This window comes from Geobacillus vulcani PSS1 (assembly GCF_000733845.1).
GTDB lineage: Bacteria > Bacillota > Bacilli > Bacillales > Anoxybacillaceae > Geobacillus > Geobacillus vulcani.
On sequence record NZ_JPOI01000001.1, the window covers coordinates 1248624 to 1265305 of the forward strand.

Annotated in this window: 15 protein-coding genes and 1 pseudogene; 12 read left to right on the plus strand and 4 right to left on the minus strand. The window is 49.3% G+C overall.

The features are described from left to right. Window positions 1-205 precede the first annotated feature (205 nt). Window positions 206-814 (plus strand): type IV toxin-antitoxin system AbiEi family antitoxin domain-containing protein, encoded by a 609-nt coding sequence (locus N685_RS0106675; protein WP_031406925.1) that lies wholly within the window; start codon window positions 206-208, stop codon window positions 812-814. After that, on the plus strand, window positions 814-1248 hold the full coding sequence (locus N685_RS0106680; protein ID WP_237746878.1) for a nucleotidyl transferase AbiEii/AbiGii toxin family protein: 435 nt from the start codon (window positions 814-816) through the stop codon (window positions 1246-1248). Before N685_RS0106675 ends, N685_RS0106680 begins: the two co-directional genes overlap by 1 nt. A 150-nt stretch (window positions 1249-1398) precedes the next feature. On the opposite strand, the gene N685_RS0106685 is transcribed toward N685_RS0106680, so the two are convergent. Then, complete coding sequence (locus tag N685_RS0106685) at window positions 1399-2634, minus strand: IS256 family transposase (protein ID WP_031406929.1); 1236 nt, start codon at window positions 2632-2634, stop codon at window positions 1399-1401. Between N685_RS0106685 and N685_RS0106690 the strand changes: the two genes are divergently transcribed. The 5 genes and pseudogenes from N685_RS0106690 to N685_RS0106710 all read left to right on the plus strand — a co-directional run bounded on the left by N685_RS0106690 (window position 2633) and on the right by N685_RS0106710 (window position 5129). Then, window positions 2633-3295 (plus strand): nucleotidyl transferase AbiEii/AbiGii toxin family protein, encoded by a 663-nt coding sequence (locus N685_RS0106690; RefSeq protein WP_237746879.1) that lies wholly within the window; start codon window positions 2633-2635, stop codon window positions 3293-3295. The genes N685_RS0106685 and N685_RS0106690 overlap by 2 nt on opposite strands. 231 nt (window positions 3296-3526) lie before the next feature. Next, window positions 3527-3733 (plus strand): hypothetical protein, encoded by a 207-nt coding sequence (locus N685_RS20010; RefSeq protein WP_237746880.1) that lies wholly within the window; start codon window positions 3527-3529, stop codon window positions 3731-3733. A gap of 217 nt (window positions 3734-3950) precedes the next feature. Further along, window positions 3951-4175: pseudogene (locus N685_RS19330) on the plus strand (phosphodiester glycosidase family protein); the annotation flags it as partial. 356 nt (window positions 4176-4531) lie between these two features. After that, the gene (locus N685_RS0106705) at window positions 4532-4774 is read left to right on the plus strand and encodes a hypothetical protein (RefSeq protein ID WP_031406933.1); all 243 of its coding nucleotides are present in this window, start codon (window positions 4532-4534) and stop codon (window positions 4772-4774) included. After that, complete coding sequence (locus tag N685_RS0106710; RefSeq protein ID WP_031406934.1) at window positions 4761-5129, plus strand: PIN domain-containing protein; 369 nt, start codon at window positions 4761-4763, stop codon at window positions 5127-5129. Before N685_RS0106705 ends, N685_RS0106710 begins: the two co-directional genes overlap by 14 nt. A 443-nt stretch (window positions 5130-5572) precedes the next feature. Here N685_RS0106710 and N685_RS0106715 read toward each other — a convergent pair whose 3' ends face one another. Next, complete coding sequence (locus tag N685_RS0106715) at window positions 5573-6316, minus strand: hypothetical protein (RefSeq protein ID WP_031406936.1); 744 nt, start codon at window positions 6314-6316, stop codon at window positions 5573-5575. A gap of 222 nt (window positions 6317-6538) precedes the next feature. Between N685_RS0106715 and N685_RS0106720 the strand changes: the two genes are divergently transcribed. From N685_RS0106720 to N685_RS0106740, 5 genes are all read left to right on the plus strand, one after another. Further along, window positions 6539-7771 carry a CAP domain-containing protein gene (locus N685_RS0106720; RefSeq protein ID WP_031406938.1) on the plus strand — a complete coding sequence of 411 codons (1233 nt, stop codon included), beginning with the start codon at window positions 6539-6541 and terminating at the stop codon, window positions 7769-7771. A gap of 152 nt (window positions 7772-7923) precedes the next feature. After that, a complete protein-coding gene (locus N685_RS0106725) occupies window positions 7924-9882 on the plus strand; it encodes a phosphodiester glycosidase family protein (RefSeq protein WP_031406940.1) in 1959 nt (652 codons plus the stop codon). A 500-nt stretch (window positions 9883-10382) separates the two neighbouring features. Continuing rightward, on the plus strand, window positions 10383-10784 hold the full coding sequence (locus N685_RS0106730) for a hypothetical protein (protein ID WP_033842315.1): 402 nt from the start codon (window positions 10383-10385) through the stop codon (window positions 10782-10784). 166 nt (window positions 10785-10950) lie between these two features. Next, on the plus strand, window positions 10951-11691 hold the full coding sequence (locus N685_RS0106735; protein ID WP_031406944.1) for a hypothetical protein: 741 nt from the start codon (window positions 10951-10953) through the stop codon (window positions 11689-11691). Window positions 11692-11722: 31 nt separating this feature from the next. Further along, window positions 11723-13120, plus strand: coding sequence for a S41 family peptidase (locus N685_RS0106740; protein WP_031406946.1), 1398 nt, complete (start codon window positions 11723-11725; stop codon window positions 13118-13120). Between the two features lie 172 nt (window positions 13121-13292). Here the strand turns inward: N685_RS0106740 and N685_RS0106750 are convergent, their stop codons facing one another. Beyond that, window positions 13293-14186 (minus strand): accessory Sec system S-layer assembly protein, encoded by an 894-nt coding sequence (locus N685_RS0106750; RefSeq protein ID WP_031406948.1) that lies wholly within the window; start codon window positions 14184-14186, stop codon window positions 13293-13295. Window positions 14187-14224: 38 nt separating this feature from the next. Continuing rightward, window positions 14225-16618, minus strand: coding sequence for an accessory Sec system translocase SecA2 (secA2, locus tag N685_RS0106755; protein ID WP_031406950.1), 2394 nt, complete (start codon window positions 16616-16618; stop codon window positions 14225-14227). Window positions 16619-16682 lie beyond the last annotated feature (64 nt).

The following is a 16682-nucleotide window of genomic DNA, read 5'->3' on the forward strand; positions in this document are numbered from 1 at the left end:
TTGGATCACGTTTTCATGAGAGAAATGGTTCAATAGTATATGTGAAAATAACGGTAAGAATTTTACTTATTGTCGGCATATAATAATAAGTGGATGCATTAAGGTGAAAAAAGAGGGATATTGTGAGTAATCGAGAATAAGTATATTAAACGTTTGCAATAAATGATAAATGCCGACGTTTAGGTGAAAAGAGTGGTGATAATTAATGAATAAAGAAGTAAGCAAAATAATAAAAGATATTTTTGTGCGTCAAAAAGGATTTGCGAAGACAGAAGACTTAACCAGAGAAGGAGTGAGCAAATATTATATTCGAAAGTTCGAGCAAAATGGAGAAATCATCAGGATAAAACGTGGGCTGTACCGTTATGCTGCATTTGAAAATGATCAAAATGAAGAAGTGGTTGAAGTATCAAAAGTGATCCCGAATGGTGTTCTTTGTCTTTTGTCGGCATTGTCTTTTTATGAGTTAACAACTTATAACCCGTGGGAGTACCAAATTGCTATTGAAAGAAAATCAAGGAAACCCAGTTTGCCCGATTATCCGCCAATTAAAATTTTCTATTTTTCAAAAAAACAGTTTGAATATGGAATTGAAGAAGTGGAAATAGGCGGCCATAAAATAAGCATTTATAATCGTGAAAAAACGATTTGCGACATTATTCGATACAGAGAAAAAATAGGAATCGATTTAATGAAAGAAGGTTTGCGAAATTATTTACAAAGTCCTGAAAAAAACATCAATAAACTGGTGGAATGTGCTGAGAAAATGCGCATCAAGACGGTTTTATTAAAATACTTAGAGGTGCTTTTATAATGGGAAATGTTAAAAATATACCTGCTTCAGTTGGAGAAAGACTAAAGAATATTGCTAAACAAAGCGGAAAAACCTTTGATTTCATTTTATTGTTGTATTTTCAAGAAAGGTTGCTATATCGACTTTCCATTTCTAATTATCGGGATAAATTTGTTCTAAAAGGCGGTCTCTTTTTATTTTCCTTAACACAATTTAAATCTAGGCCAACCAAAGATATTGACTTTTTAGCCAGACAAATTTCGAATGATATTCAATATATCAAAACTGCGTTTGAGTCCATTTGTACGTTAACTGCTGAAGAAGATGGAGTTGAATTTGATGTAAAGGGCATTACGGCTGAACGAATTAAAGAGGGTGCTGATTATGAAGGGAGGTCAAGTCCAAATTATTGTGTAAATTCCCCTTTGATAGACAACATGGACCTGATGACTTGACGTATGGTAGGTAAGACCGGCAAGTCTCCCTGCCGGTCGCCTTCCCGGACAAATGATCATGTTGTCAAGGAACAGGCGTGTCAAGGAGCTTTCGCGGCATATCCTCGCTTCGCTCCGGTATTCCACGTTCTCCTTGACACAGCGTAGAGGTTATCCCACTCTCTTGATCGCCGGAGCCTCCTGATTCACCGATCGGACTCCTTGCTCTTTCGTTTTCCGCCACTGCCAATATTCAGCCATATCCAAGTATTTGCGCCCTGACATCCATTTTTCATCGATTTCGATCAACACGGCACCAACGAGGCGATACACCGATTCCCGGTTCGGAAAGATGCGGATGACCCGTTCTCTGCGGCGAATTTCTTCGTTCAGCCGTTCCACTCCGTTGGTCGTGCGCAGACGCCGACGATAACGGTCCGGATAGTCCAATACGGCGGTGGCGTCTTCGAATCCCTCTTCGAGGATTTGCATGGCTTTTGGGGCTTTTTCTTCCCATTTGGCCAGCACTTGTTCCAATAACAGTCGAGCCGTTTGCTTATTTGGAGCATGAAGAATCCCACGAATCTCCTCGAGCAAGGCATCCTGCATATACTTTGGTGCGGCATCGAGGATATTGCGAATAAAATGTGTCTGGCATCGTTGCCATGTAGCGCCTTGGAAATGCTTTTCAATGGCTTGCACCAGCCCACCGTGCTGATCCGAGATGATCAAGTCCACTCCCCGGAGTCCCCGATCTTTCAGCCATCCGAAGAACTCGCTCCAGCTGGACTCCGATTCACTGTTTCCGATTTGCAGGCCAAGAATTTCCCGGTATCCTTCCTCATTCACTCCTGTAGCGATCAACACGGCTCTGGAGCGTACTCGTCCATCCTCCCGGACTTTCGTATAAATAGCATCTACTAGCACAAACGGATACACGTGTTCATGAAGGGAACGGTAATTCCAGTCTTGGATAATCGGATCCAGTCCCTTGCACAGTGAGGAGACCGTGGACTTGGAAAACGAAGTGCCGCATAATTCCTCCGTGATTTGAGTGATTTTTCGGGTAGACACCCCGTTTACCACCATTTCCATTAGTGCCAGTACCAGTGCTTGTTCGCTCCGTTGATACCGTTGGAACAGTTCAGTAGAGAACTCCCCATCTCTTGTCCGTGGAACGCGCAAGGTCAACCGTCCCACCCGGGTCGTCAGCTGGCGTGGATACGAACCGTTTCGATAGCCTTTTCGTTCTTCCGTTCGTTCATAACGGCGAGCTCCCAGCTGTTCTTCTACTTGTGCCTCGAGGATTTGATTGAGGACTTGTTCCAATAGCTTAGCTAATCCCTCATCTCTGGTGAATAACCCGTGCAAAAGTTCATCATTTAGGGTAATATGATATTGAGCCATGGTTGCATTCCTCCTTATGTTTGGTGTTTTTGGTCCACTGTTTATTCTACCAAAGGGGAAGCAACATGGCTCTTTTTCTATTTCCCTTTTTACACAATTATATGGACTTAACTATGAAGGGATTCGTATTAAAATTCCGGCAGCACTTGGCAAAATAAAAAAGCAATTGCAACTGGATATTGGATTTGGTGATGTCGTGATCCCAAAACCACAAGAGATGCAGTATCCTACTTTATTAAATATGAAGCCCCCGGAAATTCGAGTCTACTCAACTTATTCAGTAATAGCTGAAAAGTTTGAAGCAATGATCTCACTATCTGTTGTCAACAGTAGAATGAAGGATTTTTATGATGTTTTCACGCTTTTATCAACCGAGAACTTTGATGGACGTGTTTTATGGGAAGCGATATTTGAAACCTTTCAAAGACGTCGAACGAATTTAGAAAAAGAACATCCTGTGTTTTCATCTTCTTTTGCAGAAGATGAGAGCCGAAACAAACAGTGGAAGGCATTTTTGCAAAGAACGGGTATAAAAGAAGATCTACAGTTTCCCTTCGTCATGGAGAAAATTCGAGATTTTCTTTTTCCTGTATATGACTCAATTTTAAAAGAAGATGAATATTGGAAAATGTGGAATAGTCGGACTCTTAAATGGGAGTAACTAAGAAGACAACAGCCCAAAAATTAGAAAAGCATAGGGTAGACGAAATGAATTGAGCAGTAATATCTGAGAGCCTGACAAAAACTAGACAAGAAAAACTGGCTGACGGCAATCAACGTGTACCGCTTTTTTTCAGCGGTACAACGAATTCATTCGCGACTAGGTCATTGGGTTGGCTGGCCGCTGATTGGCAATTTGGACGGCATAAGCAAAGATGAACGGAGAGAGCGATTGCGCAACGTGTACCATTATTCGGGAACGAAGCTTGGCAACGCTCTTGGCGCGATCTGGACGTTTGTCAATACGATAGAACAAGGGGATATCGTGTTGGTTCGCAATGGAGCATGGCTCAGCATTGGGATCATTGGCCCCTATCGCTACGCGAAACATCTCAACAATGATATCGATGGGTTTTGCCATCAACGATCAGTTGAGTAGAAGGTCGTGAATGAAAACGTTCGGTTGTATCATGAGAACGTGCATGAAACATTGCGGCACCCGGGAGCTGTGACAAAAAGCAAATATACTGTACACGAATTTCAACTAGGGATTTAACGGTGAAGCAGGAATGTTTGAGACATATATGAAATGGTTCAGAGGTCGAAAATAGTCATTTCGTCTTACTTCCTCGCGAAGAAAATCACGGTACAATCATCAAACGGTGCAAAAGCCGATCAATCTATGGAAACGGACGAAGGATGGGCGCCTTGTGTTCGTCCGCATCTTACAGCCTGGGGAAGTGTACCGCGTCTACGGGTATGACGCGCGCTTCGGCGGACAGTATGCGGTCGGCGGCGGGTATTACGTGACCGACATCGATACGCACATCCGCTACGAAACGCCGTCAAAGGAGAAGTTGAAGTTGGTGAATGGGCAATAAAGTGAAATAGCTGTCTTAGCCGTCAGGGATGTATGCCTGCTTCGGCTAAAGGCGGCTTTTTTTTCGTGAAAATGCAGGACTGGCGCGAGATTTTCATCCCCGGGTGGAGGGCAGATCACACTGCCCATGGAACTTTTCCGTCATAGGATATATAGTAATAAATGCATACAGTCAGATAAACAGAGGAATATTCTGTGGATTTGCTCGATAAATTCTTGACTGACTCATAAAGTGAATTTTTGTGTGATCATGTACAATTAAAATGATATAATATATTTAAAAGTTCCTCTTTATCATCTCCCACCTCGAAGCGCAAGCGTAGGTGGGAGAGTGTTCAATGAAAGGAGCGAAGAAGCATGGATTTTGTGAGAGTAATAAAAAACAGCAATGATCTAGAAAAGTTCATAGATATACCTGAATCATTAAAAAATAGGAAAGTGGAAGTCATTATCCTTCCCTATGCGGACGAAGAAAATTCAGAACAATCAGAAAAGAGAAGCTTAAGAGGGGCTCTGTCAAAATACAGAAATGGGGGTTTGCAGGCTCAAGAAAGCGATGCCTGGTCTCAAGCTGTGGTGGATCAATATGAAAATCATTGATGCAAACATTATTCTAAGATACCTGCTTAATGATCATGATGATTTGTCGGCTAAAGCGGCAACGATGATTGAAAATAACAAGGTGTTATTGCTAAAGGAAGTGGTCGTTGAAGTTGTCTATGTTCTTGAAAAAGTGTACAATGTCACACATGCTGAGATCAGTGATACTCTTTTAGAACTGTTCAAATACGATAATATCGACGTGGATGATATCGAGGTATTAGAGGAAGCGCTCATTCTGTTTGGCAAAAGACGACTGGACTTTGTGGATACCCTTTTGTACGCCTACCATAAAGTGAAGGGATACGAGGTATATACTTTTGATAAGAAGCTGAACAAGGTGCTTGAGGAATAGGCATCATTATCTGCTTGTTACGTCCTGAAGATTGATCAGAGACCAGAGAGTTGCGTCGTTCTCTGTGTGTTCGCATTAGATTTAGTAACTTCTAGTCATCCGATTAGTGTACGCGTATGACGCGCGCTTCGGCGGGCAGTATGCGGTCGACGGCGGGTATTACGTGACCGACATCGACACGCACATCCGCTACGAAACACCGTCAAAGGAGAAGTTGAACTCACATTTCGCACCCTGAATAAAAATTCGAAATAAGCCCGATTTGACCGAATAAAATTAATTATTTTACAATTTTTTCATAAAAATTATTTTTATGCGAATATTTGGGTTATTTTTTGTATATTATCCAAAGGTTGCGAAATATGAGTTGAATTTGGTGAATGGGGAGTAAAAACAGAAAGCGAGGCAGTCCGAATCAATAGGGCAGCCTCGCTTTTTGCACGTTATTGTTCACCCGTGACCGTAACCGCCAACCCGTCCGCATCATAGGAAAGGGCAATCACAAGGCCGTCTTTGTGAAATGCGAGTGCAGGCGGGTAGCCTTGGCCAGAATCGGACTGTTCATACTGGTTTCCAAATAGCGTGATGAGCTGTTGTTTCAGATTGTTATAAATCGCTGTGAGCTGATCTTTTGTATACTCCTGGCCGGCATCGAACGAGTAGCCGTAGAAGGCAAGCTTTCCGTTCTCAAATCCATAGACGAGCAGCGTATGATATCCGAAAAGAGAAGTCGAATAGACCCAAGCTTGGCCGCCGTCTATATTTTCTTGTAGGATAAATTTTGCGGTTTCCAACTTCTTGACTTGAGAAGTGGACATGCCCAGTTTTACTCCTCGGAACAGCTGTTCCATTTTGACTTGATTGAGTTTTGCTTTGGACGGAGTTTCGTATTTTACCCGAGCATCGCGATCGACATAATATCCGCCTCCTAAACCTAACATGCCCGGTTTAAACGTGTAAATGCGGTAGGTTCCGCCGGTTTTTAACGTTCTGACGTAGACTTTCTTCTCGCCTTGCAACTTATAAAGCTCTGTGTCTTTTAAAATGGTTAATTTGCCGATTTGTCCCTGTACTAATTCCATGCCATTCCACCAAACTTTTGCTTGCGCATCGTGGGCGTGAAACGGTGACAGAAGGATTCCGGCGCTTAGCGCCGAGACGGCTAGAAATTTTTTTGTAATGTTCATAAAATCTGCTCCTCTCTCATGAAAATGGAAGAATAATGATGATTTATTTTAACCTATATTTTGCCCCTTAGCCAAGTCCGGTGAGAAGCTTGTTTGACGAAATGTTGACCTTTGCGCCACCAAAGCCCCCTCTTTTTCTTCGAAATCATTCTTTTTTCTCTTTTCTTTTGACGGAAAGACATCTATGATGAAAGAAAAAGAGAAAGGAAGGAGCGGGCGGAAGTGAGGAAATGGGTGCAGGCCGTGGCAATTGGAATGCTGTTGGCGGCGGTCGGATGGCTTTGGATGCCGAGTTCATCCATGGTCAAGGCGGGGGGATGCGGAGAACGTGTCGGCACGGAAAAAGTGTGGTGGGACGGTGCTGAACTGAAGCCCGGGCAAATCGGCCGGGTGACGGTGGTGGCGCCGACAGAGCTATGGTTGTCGAACAAAGCAGTGAAGACGCTGCCAAACGGTGGGGTGTACCGCGTGTACGCGTTGCGCGGCGGGGATTTCGATGTCGGCGGAGGATATGTGATTAAGAACGATGCCCGCGTCCGCTATGAAACGCCGTCAAGAGAGAAGTTGGCCGCTGCTTTATGCGTGCAGCAGGCGAAAACAAGCATGGCCGATGTCACGATGAACGGGGTGGCGATCGGCGACCCGCGCGCCAAGGTCGAAGCGATGTACGGCAAGGCGAAGCGGAAGACGAAAAACGCCTACGGCCTATATTGGGAGGCGTATGATCAGGGCGGTTACAAAAACTTTTTGATGGTGAGCTATGACCGTGATCGGGTGGCGGCGATGTACACGAACCAACCGATTGTCCAAACGAAAAAAGGAACGGGCATCGGAACGGCGAAAACGGTGGTGGAAGCGCGTTACGGCCAAGCGCTTGCGGTGATTCAAAAAAAGGATGGTTTTTACAGCATCCAAAATGATGAGTACGATACGTATTTTGTCGATGGCCGCTATGTCACGTTCTTTTATGACCGGTATAACAACAATCGGGTCGATGGCGTGCTGGTGGTGAATCGCGCACTGGAAGATAAAAAACCTGGATTTTATGGAATGCCGACGGAGGAGCTGCGCACAGCCTATGAATATCAAATTTTTGATCTGGCGAATGCAGCGCGCCGCTTGCACGGGCTTCCGGCGCTCGCGTGGGATGCGAAAGCGGCGGCGGTTGCCCGTGAACATAGCGAAGATATGGCGGTCCATCACTACTTCTCTCATACGAACTTGCAAGGATTGTCGCCGTTTGACCGCATGGAGCGCCATGGCATCGCTTATAGCGTGGCGGGAGAGAACATCGCCTACGGACAATACGATGCGATTTTTGTCCATGAAGCGTGGATGCACTCGCTCGGACATCGGCAAAATCTTTTATATCCGAACTTTACCCGCCTCGGTGTCGGGGTGGCGTTCAATTCATTCCATCAACCCTACTATTCTCAAGAATTTTACGCCCCGTAATGGCGCGGTTTGGCATCTCTAGAGAACGTTCCGGCGCCGCCGGGCGTTTTTTTTTGCAAAACAAATGGGAAATAATGCCCCTTTTTGTAGAAGTTTGTCGTATAATAGAATCGATTGCAACAAAATGATAGAAAGAGAGGAAAAGGGAACCAGTGAGAAAAGTGAAGAACATCATCCGCAGCGGGGTCGGGGCGGTGTTGGCGGCATGGACGGCGCTGCAAGCGACAGAAGTGGATGCCGCGGCGAATGTCGTCTACTGGGAAGGTATGCGCCTTTTGCAGGGGCAAATTGGAAAATTGGAGATCGTGAAACCGATTAATCTATGGAAACGAGAAAATGAGGCGTTGACGTTTGTTCGTGTGCTGCAGCCTGGAGAACAGTATCGGGTGTATTCGTACGATGAGGCGTTTGGCGGCCAGTACGGGGTTGGCGGTGGATATTACGTCACCAACATCAAAGGGCATGTCTTGTATAAAACGCCGTCGAAGGAGAAGCTCAAGCTTGTCAATCCGGGGCGGTACGGAGCGAAACAATTGGCTGTGGGCACAGTGGTGAAGGAGGCGTTGGCGCGCGTGGCGCCAGGGGTAGAAAAAGAAGAAATGGAAATTGTCGGCGTGCGCGGCAAGCAACACGTATACAAGCTTGACATCGATGCGTCGAATGAGAAGTTGGCCATCGAGACGGCGCTGTCCAATGATCAAGTGCTTGGCATTGAACCGGTGCTTCAGCAGGCCAAGCGCTATGATGGCCGCGACGGAATCGTGTTAGCGGCAGTGAATGGGGATTATTTCAAAGAGGACGGGTCACCGACCGATTTGATGGTGCACCGCGGGGAAATCGTGATGACGAATACGACGCCGGCGGCGGAACGGACGATTTTTGGCATCAGCGCTGATGGGAAGCCGATGATCGGCAATCCGGATGTCCAGATTCGAGTTCAAATGGGACAAGGAAGCCCTTATCCCATTGACGGCATCAATAAACCGCGGCGTGCTCATCAGTTGATTTTGTATACCCCGTATTTCGCTGCCTCCACGAAAACGAACGCTCTTGGGACGGAAGTCGTGTTGACGAACGTCCAAGGGGTGTTGAATGGGAATGGAACGGTCACTGCAACGGTGAAGAAGGTGGCTGTGAGTCAAGGAGATGAGCCGCTTCAGCCTGGGGAATTGGTGTTGTCGGGCCACGGACGGGCGAGCGACTATTTGCGGCAAGCGAAAGAGGGGGATACGGTGCAAATTTCCCTTCAGTATGACCAACCCGAATGGAGCGGGGTGAAAGAAGCGCTTGGCGGTCGATATCGATTGGTGGCAGGAGGACAAGTGCAGTCGTTTGCGATCGCCGGTGCTCATCCTCGCACCGCTGTCGGCATTGATCGGGATGGAAATGTCATGCTCGTTGTTGTCGATGGTCGTCAGCCTGCCCATAGTCAAGGCATGACTTTGAACGAGATGGCCAAGTTGATGGGTGAGCTTGGCGCAGTCGATGCGATGACGCTTGATGGCGGCGGATCTTCGACATTGGTCGTCCGTCAGCCAAACGGGCAGCTCAAAGTCGAAAACAAACCGTCTGATGGGTTCCCGCGGCCGGTGGCCAATGCGCTTCTTGTGGTGTACAAAGAGACGCAGGAGAACGGGGACAGCGAAGAAGTGCTTGATGATTTTGAAACGGAGTCGAAGTGGAAGGCAGCAGGCGTTAACGCTGTGGGGGCGGCGGTTGAGCGGACGATGGAGAAGGCGAAAGACGGAACGAAGGCGTTGAAAATTTCATACGATTTCCGCGGGATGCTGGGAACATCCGGCGTCTATGCTAGTCGGGAGGAAGCGATTTGGATTTCGAAACGGCCGCAAGCGATTGGCATGTGGGTGTATGGAGACGGAAGCGGCCATTGGCTGCGCGCCCAGCTGCAGGATGGAAGCGGACGGCGCTTTTGGATCGATTTTGCCCGTCATGTTGATTGGGTGGGGTGGAAATACGTGCAGGCCGCTGTGCCTAGCGATGTTGCGCTTCCGCTCATGTTGGAGACGCCGGTGCGCTATATGGAAACAGACGCAGGGCGGAAAAACGCCGGGGTGATTTACATCGACGGCCTTCGCGCCATTTTCCGCTGATGTGCTCGCCTCCCGTGCTTGCCTGGAAAGATGGCGAATGAACAAGGGATGTTGCTCGCCGATAAGGATTCCTATATAGACTTCCATGACGGAAAAATTTCGTCACCAACGGAAGGATGAAAATCCCCCTCTATATTTTGCACATTTTCGAATTCGGGTATTTTCAGGATGCAACGAAGACGTGGAACAGATCCTTGACGGAAAAGCGGTTGGTCCATGTTCGACTGTCGAAGCAAGCCTGTGGCTTGCTTCCATCACACCAAGGCGTGACGGAAGACCGAACCACCGCCTGCTTCACAGACCCATCGATGGGTCTGGAAGCGGCGTGGTTCGTTCTATATACAGTATACTCTATATTATGTAAAAAATGTAAATTATAGAACTTCAAATGGCATCTATATAAATCGGGCCATCCTTGCATGCTGTTCTTCTGGGCATTTGCATTTCTCTGAAAAGTATTGTATATATGTGGATAGGCAAACCGCAAGGGAGGCAAAAGCTTGACGATGGACGAACAAACGTTGTTGGAGCAGTTGCGGAAAAACCCGCCGAAGCTGGTCGGAGGATATAAAAAACAAGGATGGGCGATCAAGGTGTTGGAGAGAATCGCCAATCCGGATGTGGAAGAGGAAGGAGGCGGCCGGGTGACAGCCAAAGCCGTGTTGCAAGCGCAAGACGGCACGTATTATCCGGCTTTTTTAACCATTGACCTCCATCAACAAGGGAGAGTTGTTGGCGTCTATTTCATCGCCGAAAACAAGGAACAGTTCGATTTGATTCCGTTCGAATGGGCGAAAGAGTTTCTTGGAAAGCCAGAGCAGGCCATCATTCCGTTTCGCTACCGGACGCTAAGCAAAATCGACGGGGATCAGCAGCAAACGAACTGGCCGCACTTTAGTTGATCAAGGCTGACTCTGACAGTCAATGGAAAGGTGACTGAAGAGTCAGCCTTATTTATGCTTGGAAGGGCTTACGTTGGATTTTTTTTCAGGGCATATTTTCATTTTGCCTCTTTTCCAGTAAAATTGAAATACATGTTTTATATTTTTGTAGATAGCAGGTGAAAGCGTGAGGAGAAAACGGAGAAAAGCATTTTCCATCATCGGATGGCTGGCGGTGTTTTGGCTATCTTTTTCACTGTTGGCCGTTCAGACGGAAGCGGCTCCATTCCCGAATGTGGAGCGGCTTGAGCAGCATGCCGCCCAGCTTGAGCGGGCGATGAAAGCCAATCAATGGTCCAAGCCGTACCGTCTCTTCAACCAAGTCAAAAGCGATTATCAGGCGGCAAAAAAAGAAGTGGCGCGCGTGCGTCCGCAAACGGCAAGGGCGCAGTTGGAAAAACGGATCGCTGCCGGAGAACAGACAATCAAAAAGGCTTCTGCCTATATCAGCGCTGTCGAAAGCGGGGAGCGATTGCGCGCCTTGACGGCCAACGTCGACCGGGCGCTGCGGACGGGGGATGTGGATGTCGTGTATGATTCCTATGCCCTGTTGCAATACCAAATTCGCAAAACGGCGATTCTCATCGGCCGTGTTCCGGGAGCGGCGCTGCGCGAAAAGATGGAAGGATGGTTTCAACGCCCGGCTTTGGCTGTTCAGCAGCGTGCGTATGATCCCATCAATATTATGAAAGCCATGGACAAGCTGCTTGATGCGTATGATGAAGGGGATATCGCGCGGGCGGAGCGGCTGCTGTCGCTTTGCGACCGATGGCTGCCAAACGTGGTGGATGCGGCGACGCGCAAGCAGCTGGCGGTGTATATCGATGATTTTAAAGCGCCGGTTGTCTTAGATGTCGATATCGAGTAAACGAGCGCATCTCGGGAGAGGAGAGACGAATATGACGGTGATGCAACGATGGGCGGCGGCTCTTCTGTTGTTTGCGGCTCCATTTTTGGCTTGGAGCCCACCGGCGGAGGCGGCGACGGCGTCAACGAAGGTGCTCGAAGAAGTGCGGGAGTTGGTTCGTCAGTATTATGTTGAACCCGTAAGCGATCGAGTGCTGAAAGCCAGCACCCCGCAAGATATTGTCAAACAGCTTGACCCGTATTCTGCCTATATGACAAAACAAGAATACGAGGAATTTTTGAAGTGGATTGACATGGAGTCTGTCGGCATCGGCGTGATGGTTGAGGAAGATGAGGACGGCGTCCACATCCTGTCTGTCTTGGACAATGGACCAGCCGCCCGCGCCGGGCTGCAGCCGGGCGATGTGATTCGGGCGGTTGACGGGCAGCCGGTAACAAATGAGACTATGGAAAAAGTATTGAGCTTGATCGCAGGGGAAGAAGGAACGACGGTGGCCGTAACCGTTTGGCGGCCGTCGACCGAGGAAACCGTCAGTGTCACCATCAAGCGGGAAAAAATCGACTGGCCGAACGTTGAGTTCAAACGGCTGGCAGGGAATATCGGCTATATTCAGCTATATAGTTTTGATGAGACAGCTCCCAGTGAAATCGAACGCGCCATCCGCTCCTTAAGCGGAGTGAAAGGGTGGATTTTGGACCTTCGGGACAATCCGGGGGGATATGTCGAAACAGCGCAGCAAATCGCCGGCTTTTTCCCAAATGTGAAGCAAGCGTTTCAGTTGCGCGACCGTTCGAATCGCCCAGAAGTGTATGCTGCTGTCAAACAGCCGGTGCAAATGACGGGTCCGATCCGGTTGCTTGTCAATGCGTCGAGCGCGAGCGCGTCGGAAATGTTGGCGGCGGCGGTGAAGGAGCAAAAGGCGGCCGTTTTGTACGGCCAGCGGACGTTTGGCAAAGGATCGATGCAGGAAATGTTTGAGCTGTCGGACGGCAGCATGTTGAAGTTGACCGTCGCCCACTTTTTCTCGCCAAAAGGGACGCCGATTCATCATGTCGGGGTGAAGCCGGATGTGCCGACGGTCGTTGGGAAAGAGCTGTACGCCGCTCACCGCGATTTGCTGATTGGCCAGCTGAAAGGGTATCAGTCGCTCGGCAAGCTGCGCAATGCGCCGGTCGATAAGACGTTTGTCGTCCGCTTCTCTCGTCCGCTCGCCAATACCGCGGTAAGCGGAGTGAAATTGTATCAATTAGGCGGACAGGAAGCAGCGGTGACGGCGCAAATCCGTCGGGGGACGGAGCTGGTGATCAAACCGGCAGCGAAGCTGGCCAAAGGGCAGAGCTATTTATTGGTCATTCCGCCGGTGTTGAAAAGCAAAGACGGCGTGGCGATGAAAAAAGGTGCTTACATGGAGATTCAAACTACGAAATAAGGCCCTCCCGTCGAGATGGGTTGGATAGCCGTCGTTCTTGATGATGCAACGTTCGGCTGTTGCGTCTAAGGCTCAGCGGACAACGGGAGCGCGGCCGTTTTGAACGGAACGGTGCAAAGAAAGCTGGCCTCCATCGGTCGTTTGGCGACCATGGGGGCCAGCTTTTTGCCGGTTACTCCTCGCTTGATTGCGTTTCTTGCCTTTCGCTCTGTGCCGGGGAGGATGGGATCGTCACCTTCCAGGACGTCCAATCCGGTTCTGCTTTGCGCAGCAATTCCGGTGGGAAGAGGAACGTCCATGGTTTGCTGGTGTGGGCTTTCACTTCCAGATGGCAGGCAAACAATCCGCGGGCGACGATGTCGCCAGCATGATCCCGCACTTCAAGCGGGATTTGTTCAAAACGGATCTGTTGGTCGCTGCCGTTGCGAATGAGCAGCGTGACGGCTAGCTTGCCGGAAGGCAACTGTTTCGCTTCAATGCCCATGAAGTTCACTTCCCCGCGAGCAGGAGGCGGAACCGAGTCAACAAGGGCTTGCAGCTGTTGGCGCTGCTCGGCCGACAGCGACTGTTCCCAGCTTTCCTCTAGCTCGAGCCGATGCCGCGGTGTCAATTCAAAGGCGATCTTCCATCCATCTGCAGGCAATTGATCGACGAGCTTGTCCTCGGCGGCGAACAAGAACCGCCACGGACGGGCTGTCATCGGCGGCAGTTCGCCGAAAGCGCTCATGTCAAACTCTTTGCGGGCGATCGCTGTGCCATCCTCGCCAAGCAGCAACAGGCGAATTCGTTCAAAGCGGACCGGTTTCGGCAGCGTATTGCGCAAAATGGCGACAGCGACAAATCCATCATTGTATTCGACCAGCTTGACGCCCGAAATGGAAATTTGGTTTGGCTGAAGCGACGGCAGCTGTTCGTGGTAAAAGCGATAGACGTACGTTTCTTCTGGAGACAGCTGCCAGTCCGGATGAAACGACAGCGTTGTTTTCGTTCCGACCTCCGGCTGTTCGACATGTTGTGCCGGCAGCTCGGCCTCCGGTTGCGTGCGTTGTTTTCTTCGAAAAATCATGGAACCCCTCCTTTACGGGGCGGCGTGCTGCGCCGCGGTTATGGTTGGTTCGCGGCGGCGGCCGCTTCGTCATCAATGACAAACTGGCTTTTCAAATAGTTCATGGCGGCGGTGGAGATGCCGGCGTCGATCGCTTGCTGCAGCGCGACGAATTCGCGGTAAGCGTCCATTTCAAAGGCGCGGTATGGATCCTCTTGGCCATAGCTGCGCAAATGAATTCCCTCTTTTAATACATTCAGTTGATTTAAGTGGCGAATCCAGTGAGCATCGATGGTTTCAACCATCAAATGCTTAAGCCGCATGGTTTGTTCTTCGTCACACGGAAGATCGGCGAGTGCTGCTTCAAGTGATTGGTATTCGTTCCAAACGAGCTGGGCGATTTCTTGTTTTTGCTTATGACGAAGATCATCAATCAGATAGGCAAACCGGAAAAAGGCACGGCGCAGCTCGTTGTGCAATCCTTCGATGTTCCACTCTTCAAAAAAGACGTTTTCCGGACAGTAACGGTCGATCGTTTGCGTGATATAGCGATGGATGTGCTGAAGGAGCTCGGACAGCACCTCTGACTGCTTCAGCGCCAAGACGCGATCGCGCATATGGTAGATGACTTTGCTTTGTTGGTCGATCACGGTGTCCAATTTCAATAAATGCAATCGCGCCGAATAATGGGCGTTTTCGATCGTTGTTTGCACTTTTTGGACGAACTTGATCGGGTCAGGCGACACGATGAGCCCGTTGTCATCCGTCTTGACTTTGCTTCGCCATTTTTCCAGTTCCTCTTGATCGTACAGCCGAAATAAATCATCCTCCAGCGAAATGATAAACTGGGAAGACCCCGGATCCCCTTGGCGTCCTGCTCGGCCGCGCAGCTGCATATCAATGCGATGGCTTTCATGTCGCTCTGTGCCGATGATGTGCAGCCCGCCCAGTTCCTTGACGCCTTCCCCAAGCAAAATATCCGTTCCGCGCCCGGCCATATTGGTGGCGATCATCACTTGCCCTTTTTGCCCGGCAGTCGCGATGATGCGCGCCTCTTCTTCCTCCGTTTTGGCATTGAGCAGGTGGTGAGGGATGCCTGCTTTGGAAAACTCCGCTGATAACCGTTCCGACTGAGCGACTGACGTCGTGCCGATGAGAACGGGGCGGCCGATGGCATTCATTTTTTTCACTTCGTCAATAATTTTCCGTACTTTTGCCTCATACGTCTGGTAGACGAGGTCGTCCCAGTCGATGCGGCGGGATGGCCGGTTTGTCGGAATCGTAATAACGCGCAGCCGGTACGTTTGCCAAAATTCTTCTTTCGACGGCGTAGCGCTGCCGGTCATCCCGGCTAGCTTCTCATACATCCGAAAATAGTTTTGGATCGTAATCGTTGCTTGGATGTCGTTTTCTTCGGTGATGTCCACGCCTTCTTTCGCCTCGATCGCTTGATGCAGACCATCGCTGAATGAGCGCCCTTCCATCACCCGACCGGTGAACGGGTCAACGATCATGACTTTGCCATTTTTGACGATGTAATCGACATCCCGCCGCATGATAAACCAAGCGCGCAGCGACTGCATCGCATGATGGAGCAGCACGTGATGCTCCCAGTCGTATAGGTTGTCGATGCCAAACGCCCGCTCAAGTTTTTGCGCTCCTTCTTCCGTGAGAAAAATTTGCTTTGTCTCTAGCGAGCGCTCATAGTCTTTTCCTTCTTGAAATGTGCAGACGATCCGGGCCATAATCGGGAACAGCTCGGCCCCGATTCCCGATTTGTTGGCGATGATGAGCGGGGTGCGCGCTTCGTCGATTAAAATGCTGTCGATTTCATCGATGATGGCGTAATACAGCGGGCGCTGCACTTTATCTTCGAGGCGGTACACCATGTTGTCGCGCAAATAATCAAAGCCGAACTCGGTGCCGGTGCCGTACGTGATATCAGCCGCATACGCTTCTTTTTTCTCGCTCGCCGTCATTTGCGACACATTCAGGCCGACGGTTAAGCCGAGGAAGCGGAACAAACGGCCCATTTGTTCGCAGTCCCGGCGCGCTAAATATTCGTTGGCTGTAATAATGTGGACGCCTTTCCCAAGGAGGGCGTGCAAGTAGCTTGGCAAAGTGGCCGCCAGCGTCTTTCCTTCCCCGGTCTGCATTTCGGCGATGTTTCCTTCATGCATCGCCAATCCGCCCATCAGTTGCACGTCGTAATGGCGCAGCCCGAGCACGCGCCGGGCCGCTTCCCGGACGACGGCAAACGCCTCGGTTTTTATGTCATCGAGCGTCTCGCCGCTTTCGAGCCGTTCTTTGAAGGCAACCGTTTTTTGACGCAGTTGTTCATCGCTCAGCGAAGAAATGGTGGGTTCCCATTCATTGATTTGCGCCACCAGTTTAGCAAGACGCTGCACTTCTCGAGCGCTTTCGTCAAATAGTTGCTTTACTTTTGTCAACATATTGTCCATTCCTCTCCTAGACAGGCATGATTCACACCAAGTGCTCTAAAACCTAATTATAACA

Bases quoted from the DNA above. Each gene is read 5' to 3' on its own strand.
- N685_RS0106675 (WP_031406925.1), top strand. From the start codon at position 206: ATGAATAAAGAAGTAAGCAAAATAATAAAAGATATTTTTGTGCGTCAA.
- N685_RS0106680 (WP_237746878.1), top strand. From the start codon at position 814: ATGGGAAATGTTAAAAATATACCTGCTTCAGTTGGAGAAAGACTAAAG.
- N685_RS0106690 (WP_237746879.1), top strand. From the start codon at position 2,633: ATGGTTGCATTCCTCCTTATGTTTGGTGTTTTTGGTCCACTGTTTATT.
- N685_RS0106685 (WP_031406929.1), bottom strand. From the start codon at position 2,634: ATGGCTCAATATCATATTACCCTAAATGATGAACTTTTGCACGGGTTA.
- N685_RS0106705 (WP_031406933.1), top strand. From the start codon at position 4,532: ATGGATTTTGTGAGAGTAATAAAAAACAGCAATGATCTAGAAAAGTTC.
- N685_RS0106710 (WP_031406934.1), top strand. From the start codon at position 4,761: ATGAAAATCATTGATGCAAACATTATTCTAAGATACCTGCTTAATGAT.
- N685_RS0106715 (WP_031406936.1), bottom strand. From the start codon at position 6,316: ATGAACATTACAAAAAAATTTCTAGCCGTCTCGGCGCTAAGCGCCGGA.
- N685_RS0106740 (WP_031406946.1), top strand. From the start codon at position 11,723: ATGACGGTGATGCAACGATGGGCGGCGGCTCTTCTGTTGTTTGCGGCT.
- N685_RS0106750 (WP_031406948.1), bottom strand. From the start codon at position 14,186: ATGATTTTTCGAAGAAAACAACGCACGCAACCGGAGGCCGAGCTGCCG.
- secA2 (WP_031406950.1), bottom strand. From the start codon at position 16,618: ATGTTGACAAAAGTAAAGCAACTATTTGACGAAAGCGCTCGAGAAGTG.